The sequence below is a fragment of the Paraglaciecola sp. genome (genome assembly GCF_039943935.1).
Lineage (GTDB): Bacteria > Pseudomonadota > Gammaproteobacteria > Enterobacterales > Alteromonadaceae > Paraglaciecola.
In genome coordinates, this window is the sequence record NZ_JBDUZQ010000011.1 from 40,824 (window position 1) to 56,899 (window position 16,076).

The 16,076-nt window shown below is 37.2% G+C and carries 15 protein-coding genes; 14 read left to right on the plus strand and 1 reads right to left on the minus strand.

Features of this window, described 5'->3' with window-relative positions:
• Positions 1 to 293 precede the first annotated feature (293 nt).
• The 14 genes from mnmG (at position 294) to msrA (ending at position 12,684) form a co-directional block, all read left to right on the plus strand.
• Positions 294 to 2,207 (plus strand): tRNA uridine-5-carboxymethylaminomethyl(34) synthesis enzyme MnmG, encoded by a 1,914-nt coding sequence (mnmG, locus tag ABJD71_RS07145; protein WP_348166686.1) that lies wholly within the window; start codon positions 294 to 296, stop codon positions 2,205 to 2,207.
• Complete coding sequence (gene rsmG / locus ABJD71_RS07150; RefSeq protein ID WP_348166689.1) at positions 2,207 to 2,863, plus strand: 16S rRNA (guanine(527)-N(7))-methyltransferase RsmG; 657 nt, start codon at positions 2,207 to 2,209, stop codon at positions 2,861 to 2,863. The genes mnmG and rsmG overlap by 1 nt, the downstream gene beginning before the upstream one ends.
• A gap of 64 nt (positions 2,864 to 2,927) precedes the next feature.
• Positions 2,928 to 3,704, plus strand: coding sequence for a ParA family protein (locus ABJD71_RS07155; protein WP_348166692.1), 777 nt, complete (start codon positions 2,928 to 2,930; stop codon positions 3,702 to 3,704).
• 23 nt (positions 3,705 to 3,727) lie between these two features.
• Positions 3,728 to 4,597 (plus strand): ParB/RepB/Spo0J family partition protein, encoded by an 870-nt coding sequence (locus ABJD71_RS07160; RefSeq protein WP_348166695.1) that lies wholly within the window; start codon positions 3,728 to 3,730, stop codon positions 4,595 to 4,597.
• A gap of 242 nt (positions 4,598 to 4,839) precedes the next feature.
• Positions 4,840 to 5,226: an ATP synthase subunit I gene (locus ABJD71_RS07165; protein ID WP_348166698.1), complete on the plus strand. Its 387-nt coding sequence runs from the start codon at positions 4,840 to 4,842 to the stop codon at positions 5,224 to 5,226.
• Positions 5,227 to 5,281: 55 nt separating this feature from the next.
• A complete protein-coding gene (gene atpB, locus ABJD71_RS07170; protein WP_348166701.1) occupies positions 5,282 to 6,082 on the plus strand; it encodes a F0F1 ATP synthase subunit A in 801 nt (266 codons plus the stop codon).
• Positions 6,083 to 6,201: 119 nt separating this feature from the next.
• Positions 6,202 to 6,441 carry a F0F1 ATP synthase subunit C gene (atpE, locus tag ABJD71_RS07175; protein WP_133468760.1) on the plus strand — a complete coding sequence of 80 codons (240 nt, stop codon included), beginning with the start codon at positions 6,202 to 6,204 and terminating at the stop codon, positions 6,439 to 6,441.
• Between the two features lie 45 nt (positions 6,442 to 6,486).
• Positions 6,487 to 6,957, plus strand: coding sequence for a F0F1 ATP synthase subunit B (gene atpF, locus ABJD71_RS07180; protein ID WP_133468761.1), 471 nt, complete (start codon positions 6,487 to 6,489; stop codon positions 6,955 to 6,957).
• A gap of 14 nt (positions 6,958 to 6,971) precedes the next feature.
• The gene (atpH, locus tag ABJD71_RS07185; RefSeq protein ID WP_348166704.1) at positions 6,972 to 7,505 is read left to right on the plus strand and encodes a F0F1 ATP synthase subunit delta; all 534 of its coding nucleotides are present in this window, start codon (positions 6,972 to 6,974) and stop codon (positions 7,503 to 7,505) included.
• A gap of 13 nt (positions 7,506 to 7,518) precedes the next feature.
• On the plus strand, positions 7,519 to 9,060 hold the full coding sequence (gene atpA / locus ABJD71_RS07190; protein ID WP_133468763.1) for a F0F1 ATP synthase subunit alpha: 1,542 nt from the start codon (positions 7,519 to 7,521) through the stop codon (positions 9,058 to 9,060).
• Positions 9,061 to 9,133: 73 nt separating this feature from the next.
• Complete coding sequence (atpG, locus tag ABJD71_RS07195; RefSeq protein WP_348166707.1) at positions 9,134 to 9,994, plus strand: F0F1 ATP synthase subunit gamma; 861 nt, start codon at positions 9,134 to 9,136, stop codon at positions 9,992 to 9,994.
• Between the two features lie 48 nt (positions 9,995 to 10,042).
• Positions 10,043 to 11,428 (plus strand): F0F1 ATP synthase subunit beta, encoded by a 1,386-nt coding sequence (atpD, locus tag ABJD71_RS07200; protein WP_133468765.1) that lies wholly within the window; start codon positions 10,043 to 10,045, stop codon positions 11,426 to 11,428.
• Between the two features lie 133 nt (positions 11,429 to 11,561).
• Entirely contained in the window at positions 11,562 to 11,975 is a 414-nt protein-coding gene (locus ABJD71_RS07205) for a F0F1 ATP synthase subunit epsilon (RefSeq protein WP_348166710.1), read from the plus strand.
• A 124-nt stretch (positions 11,976 to 12,099) separates the two neighbouring features.
• Positions 12,100 to 12,684: a peptide-methionine (S)-S-oxide reductase MsrA gene (gene msrA / locus ABJD71_RS07210; protein ID WP_348166713.1), complete on the plus strand. Its 585-nt coding sequence runs from the start codon at positions 12,100 to 12,102 to the stop codon at positions 12,682 to 12,684.
• 28 nt (positions 12,685 to 12,712) lie between these two features.
• On the opposite strand, the gene ABJD71_RS07215 is transcribed toward msrA, so the two are convergent.
• Positions 12,713 to 15,772, minus strand: coding sequence for a response regulator (locus ABJD71_RS07215; RefSeq protein ID WP_348166716.1), 3,060 nt, complete (start codon positions 15,770 to 15,772; stop codon positions 12,713 to 12,715).
• Positions 15,773 to 16,076 lie beyond the last annotated feature (304 nt).

A 16,076-nucleotide genomic window follows, 5' to 3' on the forward strand; every position in this document is an offset into this window, starting at 1 on the left:
TGGATAAAACAGCTGTTTATACCCATATTATACCAACTTACTATCGCTTTATTAACATGGTTGATCGTTATTCAAATAATTGATTTTAAAAGTAAAAACGCACTTATTAACAGAAAATTAGATCCTTAATAATAGTAATAATAAGTAAAGATCTAATAGATCTTATAAATACTAATGAGATCGGAATTTAAGATCTGAATAAATTTTAAGCATTTTACTTACGTCAAAATCTATATAGAATGTGCGCCCCGTTTTAAAGGGTACAAAATGATCAACAGCGTTAGAGGAATACCATGTTTTATCAACAAAATTTTGATGTAGTCGTAGTAGGTGGTGGCCATGCAGGAACAGAAGCGGCATTAGCTTCTGCACGTATGGGAGCATCAACCTTATTACTCACACACAACATTGAAACTTTGGGTCAAATGTCATGTAACCCAGCTATTGGTGGTATTGGTAAAGGACATTTAGTAAAAGAGATCGATGCTTTAGGTGGAGTAATGGCCAAAGCGATCGACAAAGCAGGTATTCAGTTTAGAACCCTAAATTCAAGTAAAGGCCCAGCGGTCAGAGCAACCCGAGCACAAGCAGATCGTACTCTTTATAAAAATGAAATTAGAAATATTATTGAAAACCAAGAAAACCTAACGTTATTTCAACAATCTTGTGATGATCTTATTGTAGAACAAGATCGCGTTGTGGGTGTAGTCACTCAAATGGGTCTTAAATTCCATGCTAAAGCGGTTGTAATCACCGTAGGAACGTTTTTAGGTGGTACAATACATATAGGCATGGAAAATTATAAAGGAGGCCGTGCAGGCGATCCTCCTTCGATCGCATTAGCGGATCGTTTACGAGATTTACCTTTTAGAGTTGATCGTTTAAAAACAGGTACGCCAGCAAGACTAGATGCTAGAACATTAAACTTTGATGCAATGCAGGTTCAACATGGTGATACGCCTATTCCAGTTGTATCGTTTTTAGGTAAAGCTAGTGATCATCCTAAACAAGTACCTTGCTACATTACCCATACAAATGAAAAAACTCATGAAATTATCCGTGGTGGTTTAGATAGATCCCCTATGTATACTGGTGTGATAGAAGGAATAGGCCCTCGTTACTGCCCTTCTATTGAAGATAAAATTCATCGTTTTGCAGATAAAAATTCACATCAAATATTTGTTGAACCAGAAGGGTTAAATAGCATTGAAGTTTACCCAAATGGTATATCAACTAGTCTTCCATTCGACGTTCAAATGAACTTAGTTCGTTCTATTGTCGGTTTTGAAAATGCGCATATTGTGCGTCCTGGTTATGCTATCGAATATGACTTTTTTGATCCAAGGGATCTCAAACAAACCTTAGAAACTAAGTTTATAAAAGGATTATTTTTTGCCGGTCAGATTAATGGCACCACAGGCTATGAAGAAGCAGGTGCTCAGGGGTTAATTGCTGGGGCAAATGCGGCGTGTCAGGTACAACAAAAAGAAGAATTTATTCTTCGCCGTGATGAAGCTTATATTGGTGTATTGATCGACGATCTGGCAACTATGGGAACTAAAGAACCCTATCGTATGTTTACTAGTAGAGCAGAATATCGTTTATTACTTAGGGAAGATAATGCTGATATTCGATTAACTGCCAAAGGTCATAGAATAGGCTTAGTTGACGAATTTCGTTGGAAAGCTTTTAACGAAAAATTAGAAGCTATTGAACTTGAAAAACAACGCCTAAAAGCAACATGGGTTCACCCAAACCATGAGTCAGTAGATGAATTAAATAAAATTTTAAAAAATCCAGTGACTAAAGAAAACTCTTTAGAAGATTTAATAAGACGTCCTGAGATGACTTATAAAACCTTAGTAAGTCTAGATGTTTTTGGGCCAGGTTTAGATAATGAACAGGCTGCAGAACAAGTTGAAATACAAATTAAATATGCTGGGTATATCGAACGTCAAAAAGATGAAATAGCTAAAACAATGCGTAATGAAAATACGCTTATTCCTAAAGACTTTGATTTTAGTCAAATATCAGGATTGAGCAACGAAGTTGTGGCTAAGCTTAGTGATGCAAGACCAGAAACAATTGGTAAAGCGGGAAGAATATCGGGAATTACACCTGCAGCAGTCTCACTTTTACTGGTTTATTTGAAAAAACATGGATTATTAGTGGGCTCTAGTAGTACTGATAAGAAAATAACAGCTTAATGAAAGATCAACAATTATTAGGTGAAGAATTACTCACCATACTAAACAAGAGTATTAGAAGCACTGCTTTAGAAGTAACTGAGTATCAAAAAAAGTTGCTAATTGATTATATTTTAATGATTCACAGATGGAATAAGGCTTTTAATTTAACTTCTATTCGTGAGCCAGAAAAAATGGTTATAAAACACATAGTAGACTCTATCGTAGTGGCTCCTTATCTTGATAAGATCCGATACATAGACGTAGGTACTGGTCCTGGATTACCTGGCATTCCGTTAGCGATTATGTGTCCTGAAAAACATTTTATTTTATTAGATAGTTTAGGAAAACGTGTACGCTTTATGAAACAAGTGGCACATGAACTAAATATTAAAAATATAGAACCTATACAATCTAGAGTGGAAGACTACATTCCAACCTTTAAAATTGATGGAGTATTAAGCAGAGCCTTTGCTTCGTTAAAAGATATGTTGCACTGGTGCCAACATCTGGTAGATTCTCACGGAGTTTATCTTGCGTTAAAAGGTCAACTTCCTCTAGATGAGCTTGAAGAACTACCTTCAAGTTTTACTTTACAAGAAACAATTAAGTTAGATGTTCCAGGCCTAGATGGCGAACGTCATATAGTCAAAATAAAAAAACAACCATCAGATTAGAAGTTATTTAATTAGACATAAATATTATGTCTATCTGATCTGCCAACATAAATGGATGGCTATTTTGGGTAAAATAATTGCGATCGCTAATCAAAAAGGTGGCGTAGGAAAAACGACAACTGCCGTTAACGTTGCGGCATCTATGGCTGCAACTAAGCGCAAGGTCTTGCTGATCGACTTAGATCCTCAGGGCAACGCTACAATGGGAAGCGGTGTCGATAAATACAATGTTGAAAATACAAGTTATGAGTTATTAATTGAAGAAAAACCTATTGATGAAGTCTTAATTAAAGAAACATCTGGTAAGTATGATCTCATTGCGGGAAATAGTGATATTACTGCCGCTGAAATAAAACTTATGGAAGTATTTGCCAGGGAGGTACGTCTTCGAAATGCATTAGAGCCTGTAAAAAATTATTATGATTTTATTTTTATAGACTGCCCTCCTTCATTAAATCAATTGACTGTAAATGCTATGGCAGCAGCAGATTCTGTTTTAGTACCAATGCAATGTGAATATTACGCTCTCGAAGGACTAACAGCTTTAATGGATACCATTAAAAAGTTAGCATCGGTTGTTAATCCCGCTCTTAAAATAGAGGGAGTATTAAGAACTATGTATGATCCAAGAAACAGATTAGCAAATGATGTTTCGGAGCAGCTTAAACGGCATTTTGGTGATCAAGTTTATAGAACCGTTATCCCTAGAAACGTTAGGCTTGCAGAAGCGCCAAGTTTTGGTGCTCCAGCTATGTATTATGATAAGTCATCTACTGGGGCAAAAGCGTATCTAGCGTTAGCTGGTGAAATTTTACGTCGTAGTAGAAAGAAAACAACTTAGAACAAATAAAATTAGAGGACAACATGTCGGCAAAAAAACGAGGATTAGGCAGAGGATTAGATGCCTTACTAGCTACCAGTCAAAGCAAAACCAATTCTGAAGCAGATGCATCAGAGCAAAAAGGTGAATTACGTAAAATCCCTGTTGAATTTTTGCGCCCTGGTAAATATCAACCTCGTAAAGACATGTCTTCTGAAGCATTAGAAGACCTTGCATCATCAATTCGCTCTCAAGGTGTTATTCAACCTATAGTGGTGCGAGAAATTTCTGAAAATAGATTTGAAATTATTGCAGGGGAAAGACGCTGGCGTGCTTCTCAAATTGCTCAATTAGATGAAATTCCATGTTTAGTTAAAAATGTACCGGATGAATCAGCAGTCGCGATTGCATTAATTGAAAATATTCAACGAGAAGATTTGAATGCTATGGAAGAAGCTCAAGCTTTGGATAGGTTAATGGTTGAATTTGAATTAACTCATCAAGAAGTAGCAACTGCTGTAGGTAAATCACGTACTACCGTAACTAATTTAATGCGTCTTAATAACTTAAATGAAGATGTAAAATTATTACTTGAGCATGGCGATATTGAAATGGGTCACGCTAGGGCTTTATTATCATTAGAAGGTGATATTCAGAACGATGCTGCGCAAACAGTTTCAGGAAAGGGTCTTACTGTGAGAGATACTGAAACTTTAGTTAGAAAACTTCTAGAACCTGTAAAACTTAAAGAACCTATAAAAATCGACCCTGATGTTGAAAAACTACAAACTACATTATCTGAAAATTTAGGGGCTCCTGTTAATATTGCTCATAATGCTAAAGGTAAAGGTAAATTAGTGATTAATTTTTCTACTTTAGATCAGCTTGACGGCATTTTGAGTCATATTAAATAAATGCCATTAATTAAGGCGTTTAGATATAAATTTTATTGATAAATTAATTTTGTGATTTATCAAATACAGTTACATCCTCGGCCAAATATATTAATTAAATAATCCCTATAAAATTTAATGCTTTATAGTGCTCTCCATAATAGTGCTTTTGTGCACCAAACTAGACTTTTTTGTTGTAAATCAGCGCCAGTTAAGTATAATTTTGGCGCTTTTCGTTAGCTTTTAATACATAGAGGGATCAATTGGCAACTAGTTTGGTCCAAAAAGGTCAAAAATTGGCTAAAAACATACTTATATTACAAAGTATTCTAGCCATTATATGTTCCTCTGTATTTGCTTTTTTTTTAGGAAAAAACGAAGGTTTATCAGCACTTTACGGTGGTTTTATATGTGTTGTTCCTAATGGTTTGTTTGCTTTCTTAGTATTCAGATATTCCGGTGCTAGTAAAATTAAGCTAGTAGTGCGGAGTTTTAATAAGGGAAGCAAACTGAAATTTTTATTTACAATTTTATTGTTCTTATTTGTATATCAATGGCAAAACTTACAACCTTTGCCTTTAATAGTGACATATGTTGTAACTTTAATGGCCCAATGGCCAATTATAATTATTTTGAATCGCGTTGTTTAATAAGTAAATAACGAGATTTTGTACCTGTTTTTAACTTTAAATTGTGGATGGAAAAATGGCAGCATCAGGTGACGAACAAAGCGTCAGCGCTTACATTCAACATCACTTAACTAATGCTTCTGTCGGTGAAGGGTTTTGGACTTTTCACATTGACACGTTGGCATGGTCGGTGGTTTTGGGGTTAGTGTTTTTAGTTAGTTTTCGCTCAGCGGCAAAAAAAGCAACAACAGGCGTACCAGGTAAATGGCAAGCTTGTGTTGAATTAGTTGTTGAATTTGTAGATAGCACCGTTAAGGGAACCTATCAGGGCAAGAGCCCTGTAATTGCTCCTTTAGCTTTAACTATCTTTGTTTGGGTATTATTGATGAATTTGATGGATTTAATCCCTGTCGATCTCATTCCTTACATTGCTCAAAACATTGGTATTATGATGGGTGTTGATCCTCATGATGTATATATAAAGTCAGTACCTACTACTGATACAAGTATGACTTTTGCTTTATCTTTAGGTGTATTTGCATTAATGATTTTTTATTCAATAAAAATCAAAGGTGTGGGCGGCTTTATGAAAGAACTATATGCTCATCCATTTAACACCCCATGGTTATATTGGTTTAACTTCATATTAGAAGTGGTAGCACTTATTGCTAAACCTCTATCTCTTGCTTTGCGCCTTTTTGGTAACTTGTATGCAGGTGAACTTATATTCATTCTTATTGCTGGTACTATTGGTCTTTGGCAATTACCTATTCATTTTTTATGGGCAGCCTTCCATTTGTTGGTAATCCCATTACAAGCTTTCATATTCATGATGTTAACAATCGTTTACTTGAGTATGGCGAGCGAGAAACATTAATTTTTGAAAGAATTTAGACAGCATAAGCTGGCCCTTTTGGGTGAGGCAAGGACGCCTACGAAACAAGTTTTACACGTTTTTTTATTTTAACTTTAACTTTAAACACAAGGTGAAAATCTATGGAAATCTTAGGTAATCTATATATCGCAGTTGGTATTTTGATTGGTCTATGCGCATTGGGGCCAGCTATTGGCTTCGGTATTTTAGGTGGTAAATTTTTGGAGTCTGCTGCTCGTCAACCAGAACTTTCAAATCAATTACAAACTAAAATGTTCATTGTAGCGGGTCTTATCGATGCGATTGCAATGATCGGTGTAGCAATCGCTCTTTATATGTTGTTTGTACTTGGTGCTCAGTAATAGTTAACCATACCTTTTAACAACTATTAAAGAGGAGGAGCGGCCGTGTTACCAAATGCCACTCTAATAGGCGAATTAATAGCTTTCTTAGTGTTTGTAGTGTTCTGCATGAAATATGTATGGCCTCCAATCATTGGTGCTATTGAAGAACGCCAAAAGAAAATTGCTGATGGTCTTGCAGCTTCTGAGGAAGGCGAGAAAGCTCTCGAACTTGCTCAAGCAGACGCAGACGTTCAGCTTAAAGAAGCTAAAGCGCAAGCAGCTGAAATTATCGATCAAGCCAAAAAGCGTGGTACTCAGATTGTTGATGAGGAAACGCAACGTGGTCACTCTGAGCGTGAGAAAATCATTGCTCAGGGATATTCAGAGGTTGAAGCAGAAAGAAATCGCACTAAAGAAGAGTTACGTAAACAAGTAGCTGCTCTGGCGATAACTGGTGCTGAAAAAATCCTTGAAAGAGAAATTGATGCTGCAGCACAAAGTGACATAGTTGCAAAACTTGTCGCTGAATTGTAAGGGAGAATTGAGCTATGTCTGAATTGACAACTATCGCTCGCCCTTACGCGCAAGCTGCGTTCGATTACGCGGTTGAGAACAAAACCATTACACAATGGCAAGAAATGTTATTTTTTGCTTCTGAAGTTTCTAAAGATGAAACGGTTAAGGCACTTTTAACTGGCTCTGTTGCGGCAGAGAAGCTTTCTGAAATATTCATTGGCGTGTGTGGCGAACAACTCGACCTACATGGTCAGAACTTAATAAAGGTTTTGGCTGATAATAGACGTTTACAAGCGTTGCCCGATATTTCTGCTTTGTTTAATCAGCTTAAAGCTGATTTTGAGAAAGAGATTGACGTTGAAATCACTTCAGCAGTCGTACTTGATGAATCACAACAAACAGCAATAGGTGCTTCTCTTGAGAAACGTCTTGCACGAAAAGTTAAGCTAAATTGTAGCGTGGATCCTGAACTTGTTGCCGGCGTACTAATTAAAGCCGGTGATACAGTAATTGACGGTTCACTTCGAAGTAAACTAAACCGTCTTTCAGACGCGTTACAAGCATAACGGGGAAAAGAGCATGCAACTGAATTCCACTGAAATTGCAGAACTAATCAAACAACGTATTGAGAAGTTCGAAGTAGTAAGTGAAGCTCGAAACGAAGGGACTATCGTTGGTGTAACCGACGGTATTATCCGTATACATGGCCTTGCTGATGTTATGCAAGGTGAAATGATCGAGCTTCCTGGTAGTCGTTACGCTATCGCATTGAACCTTGAAAGAGATTCTGTAGGTGCGGTAGTTATGGGTCCTTACGCTGACTTACAAGAAGGCGTAAAAGTAAAATCTTCTGGACGTATCTTAGAAGTACCAGTAGGTCGTAACCTACTTGGTCGTGTTGTTAACACTCTAGGTGCACCTATCGATGGAAAAGGCGCTATCGATGCAGATGGTTTTGAACCTGTTGAAAAAATTGCACCAGGCGTTATTGAACGTCAGTCAGTTGATCAACCAATTCAAACTGGTTATAAATCAGTAGATGCCATGATCCCAGTTGGTCGTGGACAACGTGAATTAGTTATCGGTGACCGTCAAACTGGTAAAACTGCATTAGCGATTGATGCCATCATCAATCAAAAAGATTCAGGTGTTAAATGTGTGTACGTAGCGGTAGGCCAAAAGGCATCTACTATTGCAAACGTTGTACGCAAGTTAGAAGAACACGGCGCATTGGCTAACACTATTGTTGTCGCTGCTTCTGCATCTGAATCAGCTGCTCTTCAATATTTGGCTCCTTACTCTGGTTGTACTATGGGTGAGTATTTCCGTGACCGTGGTGAAGACGCGTTGATCGTATATGATGACTTGTCTAAGCAGGCTGTTGCATATCGTCAAATTTCATTGTTGTTACGTCGACCGCCAGGTCGTGAAGCGTATCCTGGAGATGTTTTCTATCTTCACTCGCGTCTTCTTGAACGTGCTGCACGTGTAAATGATAAGTATGTTGAGCGTTATACTAATGGTGAAGTAACAGGTAAAACAGGATCTTTAACTGCCTTACCTATTATCGAAACCCAAGCTGGTGACGTATCTGCATTCGTACCTACTAACGTAATCTCGATTACTGATGGTCAAATCTTCCTAGAGACAGATTTGTTCAACGCGGGCATTCGTCCTGCTGTAAACGCAGGTATTTCGGTATCACGTGTTGGTGGTGCAGCTCAAACGAAAATTGTTAAGAAATTAGGTGGTGGTATACGTCTAGCTCTAGCTCAATATCGTGAACTAGCCGCTTTCTCACAATTTGCATCTGATTTAGATGACGCAACACGTGAACAGCTTGAACACGGTGAGCGTGTTGTTGAATTAATGAAACAAAACCAATATGCACCACTTTCAGTAGGTGACATGGGTGTTTCTTTATTCTCTGTTGAAAAAGGATATTTGAAAGATGTTGCACTAGATAAAATTCTAGATTTTGAAGCATCTCTTCATTCTTATATGAACAGCGAATACAGCGAGCTGATGGACACTATCAATAAAACTGGTAATTTCGACAAGACAATTGAAGCCACACTAAATGAAGCTTTAACTAAGTTTAAAGAAACACAAACGTGGTAATCAATTTGGCTACTGAAATCTAATTTTAATAGATAACGGTAGCCACTATGTTGAATAATCGGAGATAGAGTTTATGGCTAGCGGTAAAGAGATAAAAGGTAAGATCGGTAGTATTAAAAATACTCAGAAGATCACCAGCGCTATGGAAATGGTTGCAGCGTCTAAAATGAAGAAGGCGCAAGACCGTATGGCTTCTAGCCGTCCTTACGCTGAGAATATTCGTAACGTGATCGGTCACCTGGCAAACGCTAACCTTGAATATCGTCATCCATATTTGGAAGACCGCGAAGTAAAACGCGTGGGCTATATTGTGATTTCTACAGACCGTGGATTATGTGGTGGATTAAACACTAACGAATTCAAATTGGTCGCTAAAGAAGCACAAAAATGGCAAGAACAAGGTGTTGAAACTGACTTTGCTGCTTTAGGTGCAAAATCAGTAGCATTCTTCAACCGTTTTGGTGGCAATGTACTTGCTGCAGAATCTGGTCTTGGTGATGCGCCCACTGTCAAAGAAATAATTGGCTTGGTTCGTATCATGTTGGATGCATTCAACGATGGTAAAATAGACCGTTTATATCTGGTATTTAACAAGTTTGTTAATACTATGGCGCAAGAGCCGCAGATCGATCAATTGTTGCCTTTGCCAAAATCTGAAGAACAAGCATTACAACATCGTTGGGATTATATTTATGAACCTGATCCTAAGCCTATCTTAGATATGCTTTTGGTTCGCTTTATAGAGTCTCAAGTATACCAAGGTGTAGTTGAAAATGCCGCCTCTGAGCAAGCTGCTCGAATGGTTGCAATGAAAGCTGCAACAGATAACGCCGGCGACTTAATTGACGACTTGCAATTGGTATATAACAAAGCACGTCAAGCAGCTATCACACAAGAAATCAGTGAGATTGTTAGCGGCGCTTCAGCGGTTTAGTTTGTAAGTAAATTCAGGCAAAGGTTTTAGAATTTAAGAGGAATTAACATGAGTCAAGGTAAGGTCGTCCAAATAATTGGCGCCGTTGTGGACATCGAGTTTCCACAAGATTCGGTTCCAAAAGTATATGACGCGTTGCGAATCACTGAAGGTGAGTTGCAAGGTTTGACCCTAGAAGTGCAGCAACAACTTGGTGGTGGCGTAGTGCGTACAATCGCATTGGGTACTACTGATGGTTTGCGCCGTGGTTTAGCAGTTGAAAATACTGGTGAAGCAATTCAGGTTCCAGTTGGTACAGCCACATTAGGCCGTATCATGGATGTATTGGGTAACCCAATCGATGAAGCAGGTCCAATTGGTGAAGAAGAGCGTATGTCTATTCACCGTGAAGCACCTACTTACGAAGATCAATCAAGTTCAGTTGAACTACTAGAAACAGGCATCAAAGTTATCGACTTAGTATGCCCGTTCGCTAAAGGTGGTAAAGTTGGATTGTTCGGTGGTGCCGGTGTTGGTAAAACTGTAAACATGATGGAATTAATTCGTAACATCGCTATTGAGCACAGTGGATACTCTGTATTCGCAGGTGTTGGTGAGCGTACTCGTGAAGGTAATGATTTCTATCACGAAATGAACGAATCTAATGTACTTGATAAAGTATCACTAGTTTACGGTCAAATGAATGAGCCTCCTGGAAACCGTTTACGCGTAGCGTTAACTGGTTTAACCATGGCTGAAAAATTCCGTGATGAAGGCCGTGATGTTCTTTTCTTTGTTGATAACATCTACCGTTATACACTTGCTGGTACTGAAGTATCTGCATTGTTAGGTCGTATGCCATCTGCTGTAGGTTATCAGCCTACTCTAGCTGAAGAAATGGGTGTATTGCAGGAGCGGATTGCTTCTACTAAGACAGGTTCAATCACTTCTATCCAAGCGGTATATGTACCTGCGGATGATTTGACCGATCCGTCACCAGCCACAACCTTCGCTCACTTAGATGCTACTGTTGTATTGTCTCGTGACATTGCCTCTCTTGGTATCTACCCAGCGGTTGATCCACTAGATTCAACGTCACGACAGCTTGATCCTCTAGTCATTGGACAAGAGCATTATGATATAGCTCGTGGTGTGCAATCAGTATTACAACGTTATAAAGAACTAAAAGACATTATCGCAATTTTGGGTATGGACGAACTTTCTGAAGAAGATAAGTTATCTGTTTCACGTGCTCGTAAGATTCAGCGTTTCTTGTCACAACCTTTCTTCGTAGCAGAAGTATTTACTGGTTCTCCTGGTAAATATGTATCTTTGAAAGACACAATCAGTGGATTTAAAGGCATTCTTGAAGGTGAGTTTGATGACCTTCCTGAACAGGCCTTCTACATGGTTGGTTCTATTGAAGAAGCAAGCGAGAAAGCTAAAAACATGTAATTTTTAGTCTATTAACACGAACTCGTGTTGGAGGTACATAGATATGATAATATCTTGTGTATCTCCTTCTAGACTTCAAGGTAGATAGACGTAAAAATGCCTGCATGTTGAAGAACTTTATTGGAGGTTCATTATGGCAACGACAACAGTACAACTAGATGTAGTAAGCGCTGAGACCAGTATTTTTTCTGGCGAAGTTGAAGCTATTCAAGTTACTGGTAGTGAAGGTGAACTGGGTATACATCCTGGACATGCTCCTTTATTAACGACATTGTTACCTGGCATGGTACGTTTAGTACAAAACGGTGATGAAGAAAATATCTATATCAACGGTGGCGTACTTGAAATACAACCGGGTAACGTGACTGTATTAGCTGATACCGCTATTCGTGCTGAAGACTTAGACGAACAAGCAGCTACTGAAGCGAAAAAACGCGCTGAAGAACATATCGCTAATCCAGGCGCTGATTTTGATTATGCAGAAGCAGCGATTGAGCTGGCAGAAGCTATTGCACAGCTAAGGTTAATTCAAAAGCTGCGTAAGTAATTGCATTCAATTATTTATATTAAAACCCAGCCATGTGCTGGGTTTTTTTTGAAATGAAATATATTTGCTATAATAAGGTCTTAGTAAATATCAAATAATTAATATTGAAAAGCGACAATAGCGAATGAAAAACTACTTAGTCTTAACGTTACTCATTATAGTTGGGTGTTTTGTTTCAGGCGCTTCCGCAGAAAAAGCAATTTTTGCAGGGGGATGTTTCTGGTGTATGGAATCTGATTTTGAAAAGTTAGATGGCGTTAATGAGGTTATTTCAGGGTTTACTGGTGGTGCCCTAGAAAATCCTACGTATAGTGGAAATCATTATGGCCATTATGAAGCCGTAGAAGTCGATTACGATGCTAGTAAATTAAGTTATCAGGGTTTATTAAACCACTACTGGGTAAATATTGATCCTTTTGATGAAGGTGGCCAATTTTGCGATAAAGGGTTTAGTTATAAAAGCGCTATATTTGTAGCAAATGAAGATGAAAAAAGATTAGCTGAAGCCTCTAAACAATTAGTTATTTCGCAGTTTCCAGAACAAACAGTAGTTACCCCTATTTTGAATACTACAAAATTTTATCCTATCAAAGGTAATGAGATATACCACCAAGATTATTACAAGAAAAGTCCTGTTAGATATAAGCTTTATCGTTGGAACTGCGGCAGGGATCAAAGATTAGAAGAAATCTGGGGGCCAAAAAGGTAACGTTGTATTTGGGATACCTGTAAGCCCTCTAAATTTGATTCATTAAGTTAGGCTCTAAAGTTGTATTGAGTTGGGTTATCTGCTTTTCTATCAAATTTAAAAAAGGGTTAAAATCATTAACGTTTTTATGCCCTGTGGTAAGTAGGTTTTCCATAGATTTAAGCGCGGTTTCTGTATCAGTTAATGCACACTCATGTGAACTAGGTAATAACTTATATAGGTGAATTAGGGCACTGTTCATTTCGGAATTCACTAAAGCATCTTGCAACTGAATAAATATTTGTTCTGCATCCTCTGCAAATTTATATATAGCTTTTAGAAATAATTCCACGTTATTTTTATGGTTGACTATACCTTGAGGAATATTAACGCAGGGCAAGTCGGTACATTGACGAGCTAATGCTACAACTTTTGGAAGTTCAATGGCTATGGCTATTTCATCGTCTTGTAATGCATATTTTTCAATATTAACAAACTTATTACCTATTAAAGCAAATCCAAACGAACCAGCTGAGCCGCTTATATTATGTGCAATTTCAGATATTAGTGAAAGGTCTTGTTGTATCAATGCACTATTAATATTATCCAACTGCTCTCGCAAATTATCCTGATACTCACTAACCAAATTTAGCATCTCTTCTTTGCTTAATACCTGCTCTGAATCACTCTGCATTGTTAAAAACATAGATAATTTACTAATAAAGTGCTCTCTATTTATGGGTTTTGCTAGGTAATCAGAAAACCCCAATGTCATGTACTCTTCTATTTCGTGTTTCATAGTATTGGCTGTAAGCGCAATAGCAGGAGTATTGTTACCTGTTGTCCGCAAATGTTTCAAAGCTACGGTTCCATCCATTACAGGCATATGAATATCAAGTAAAATTAGATCAAAACTTTGACGATATAAAACTTCTAATGCCTGTTTGCCATTTTCAACTTCAGTTACTTCAATATTCATTCGTTTCAACAGTAAAGAAATAAGTTCCCTATTATTTGGATGGTCATCGGCTAACAACACTGTGTTGCCAATAAACTTTGGTATATTTATTGGTTGGATCGATCGTGAAGGGGTGGAGCGCCAGATCTCTGCAACATTATTTATCCAGCTAGTGTTCTCTACAACATCTACCATTATATCTAAGGTAAACACTGAACCTTTATCTTTTTCACTATAAAAGGATATTTCGCCTCCAAGCCCTTTTGCTAAAAGTTGAGAAATACTCAAGCCTAAACCTGTACCCCCAAAGCGTCTATTAATAGAATTATCAGCCTGGGTGAACGGCTGAAAAAGCTTTATTTGTTGCTCTTTTGATATGCCCTCACCCGAGTCTTTTACAGTAATTTTCAGTTTGTTATTAATTAAGGCTACTGACAAACCAACGTAACCCTTTTGAGTAAATTTAATCGCATTGTTTGTTATGTTAAATAATATTTGTTTTAGGCGCGTTGGGTCAGTATTTATATGGGCTGGTAAGGGATACTGATAATCTAAGTAAAACGCTAAGCCTTTGTCTCTTACCCTTTTTCCTACTAGTGATTCCACTTGTGCTAAAACAGAAAAAAGTGGTGTGGGAATAGATTCAAACTCTAACTTATTTGCATTTATTTTACTGATATCGAGAATGTCATTAATTACATTTAGTAAATGACTGCCATTTTCAGAAATTATTTTTGTCACTCTTTCTTGTTCAGCTTTGTCGATATCTCCAGCTAAAATTCCGTCAGCATAGCCAATAATGGAAGTTAAAGGAGTACGTATCTCGTGACTCATGGTTGCTAAAAATCGGCCTTTAGCATTATTAGCTTCAAATAAATCGTTATTGGTTTTTTCAAGCTTTGAATTTGCTTCTTTTAATTCTGCAGTGCGTTTAGCCACCTTGCTCTCAAGGTTAGTTTTAAGCTCATTGTTTTTAAGCGTCAGTATTCGTAACTGAGCTGCCAAAGCAAATGCTAATAACAGGCTATCTAGACAATTACCTATTAAACCTAACAGATAGATATTAACGTTTAACCCAGGTAAAAATTCGATATTTATTAAATTTACTACCATGTTTGGTAAAATTACAGACAATAAGGCTAGCGTATAATATTTAGCTGGGGAATATCCATGCATCCAACAACGTACACCGGTGTAAATCCCTATAATTGCCGTTATTGATGTAGAAAAAGTTGCTAGATACAAACCTACTTCATAACTATTGAATGCGAAGGGGATGGATACAAAAGCTATTAAGGCTATTATTTTTAAGGAGAAGGCTATCTTAGGGCTTACCTTGTCTAATCGTAAAAATTGAATATTGAAAAAGCAGGTAAATATAGAGCCAATTAGAAACGCAGGCAGTGCAAATATAAGAGTGTTTTTAAAACCTAAGTAATCAGGAATGGCAAATACAATCGCCCAAGCGCTAGCGTAGCTTAACGTAGAAAATGCATAGGTTAAATATTGATAATTACGGGTGCTGGTGAAAATAAAAAGATTATAAATACCTAAAGCTAAGGAAATACCTAAGCCCATTAGTAGCAATACATTTTCAATATGAAATAGCTTTATAGCTTGTTTAAAAGGCTTAACTACTATTTTTATAGGTGAGAAAAAGTAAGGACTATCAAACAATATTGCTATTGTTTTATGTTGTCCTGGACTTATTTCTATTTTGCTACCGTAGTGAAAATCTTGCTGGTTGCTAAGGCCATGGCCTGACGTTACTAATTCATTAAACTCGTTACAGGGGAAACAAAAAATATCAATATGTTGCACCACTGAACCATAGGGATATATAAACCATTCTGTTTGCTGGGTGTCATTATATAAATCAAATATCGCCACGTACTTATCACCACCTAAATCGGTGTCAGTATGAGGTTGTAGTGTAGATATTAAAGCCTCGAGGGTAGTTTTGTTCGTAGGAAAAGTCTGTGTATTACCGACTAAAGAAAAATAACTAATCTGCTCGGCAATATTACGGCCATTCAAGTCGCTCAGTTTGACGCTAGGTATATTACCAGCTGTTGCAGTAAATAAATTTTGCACCAACAAAATAACGAATAGCGTTAAAAAGCTTACAAGTTTAAAAATTTTAGAATACATTTTTTATATAACTTTTATAGTTAGGAACCATATCTAATATTAATTATTAGTGTCCTATTGTCTTTTGTTAATATCTCGTTTTATCTATAAAAGTCAGTAGTGAGTTTCCAGTTTACTGAAGTGGAAATCAATCTCAATATTTCCTGTTTATAATTCAACCCATAATGGGGTAATTACCTCAGTAAAATACTAAAGTGATAAAGCCTGTATATTGCCTTTTTTTTCGGCAAAAGTCAGTTACATGTTGGTATTTATCAAAAATGGAAAACATTCATTCTTTAAAACTGTCTAAAGCCATTAGGTA

Bases quoted from the DNA above. Each gene is read 5' to 3' on its own strand.
- mnmG (WP_348166686.1), top strand. From the start codon at position 294: ATGTTTTATCAACAAAATTTTGATGTAGTCGTAGTAGGTGGTGGCCAT.
- rsmG (WP_348166689.1), top strand. From the start codon at position 2,207: ATGAAAGATCAACAATTATTAGGTGAAGAATTACTCACCATACTAAAC.
- ABJD71_RS07160 (WP_348166695.1), top strand. From the start codon at position 3,728: ATGTCGGCAAAAAAACGAGGATTAGGCAGAGGATTAGATGCCTTACTA.
- atpB (WP_348166701.1), top strand. From the start codon at position 5,282: ATGGCAGCATCAGGTGACGAACAAAGCGTCAGCGCTTACATTCAACAT.
- atpE (WP_133468760.1), top strand. From the start codon at position 6,202: ATGGAAATCTTAGGTAATCTATATATCGCAGTTGGTATTTTGATTGGT.
- atpH (WP_348166704.1), top strand. From the start codon at position 6,972: ATGTCTGAATTGACAACTATCGCTCGCCCTTACGCGCAAGCTGCGTTC.
- atpA (WP_133468763.1), top strand. From the start codon at position 7,519: ATGCAACTGAATTCCACTGAAATTGCAGAACTAATCAAACAACGTATT.
- atpG (WP_348166707.1), top strand. From the start codon at position 9,134: ATGGCTAGCGGTAAAGAGATAAAAGGTAAGATCGGTAGTATTAAAAAT.
- atpD (WP_133468765.1), top strand. From the start codon at position 10,043: ATGAGTCAAGGTAAGGTCGTCCAAATAATTGGCGCCGTTGTGGACATC.
- ABJD71_RS07205 (WP_348166710.1), top strand. From the start codon at position 11,562: ATGGCAACGACAACAGTACAACTAGATGTAGTAAGCGCTGAGACCAGT.
- msrA (WP_348166713.1), top strand. From the start codon at position 12,100: ATGAAAAACTACTTAGTCTTAACGTTACTCATTATAGTTGGGTGTTTT.
- ABJD71_RS07215 (WP_348166716.1), bottom strand. From the start codon at position 15,772: ATGTATTCTAAAATTTTTAAACTTGTAAGCTTTTTAACGCTATTCGTT.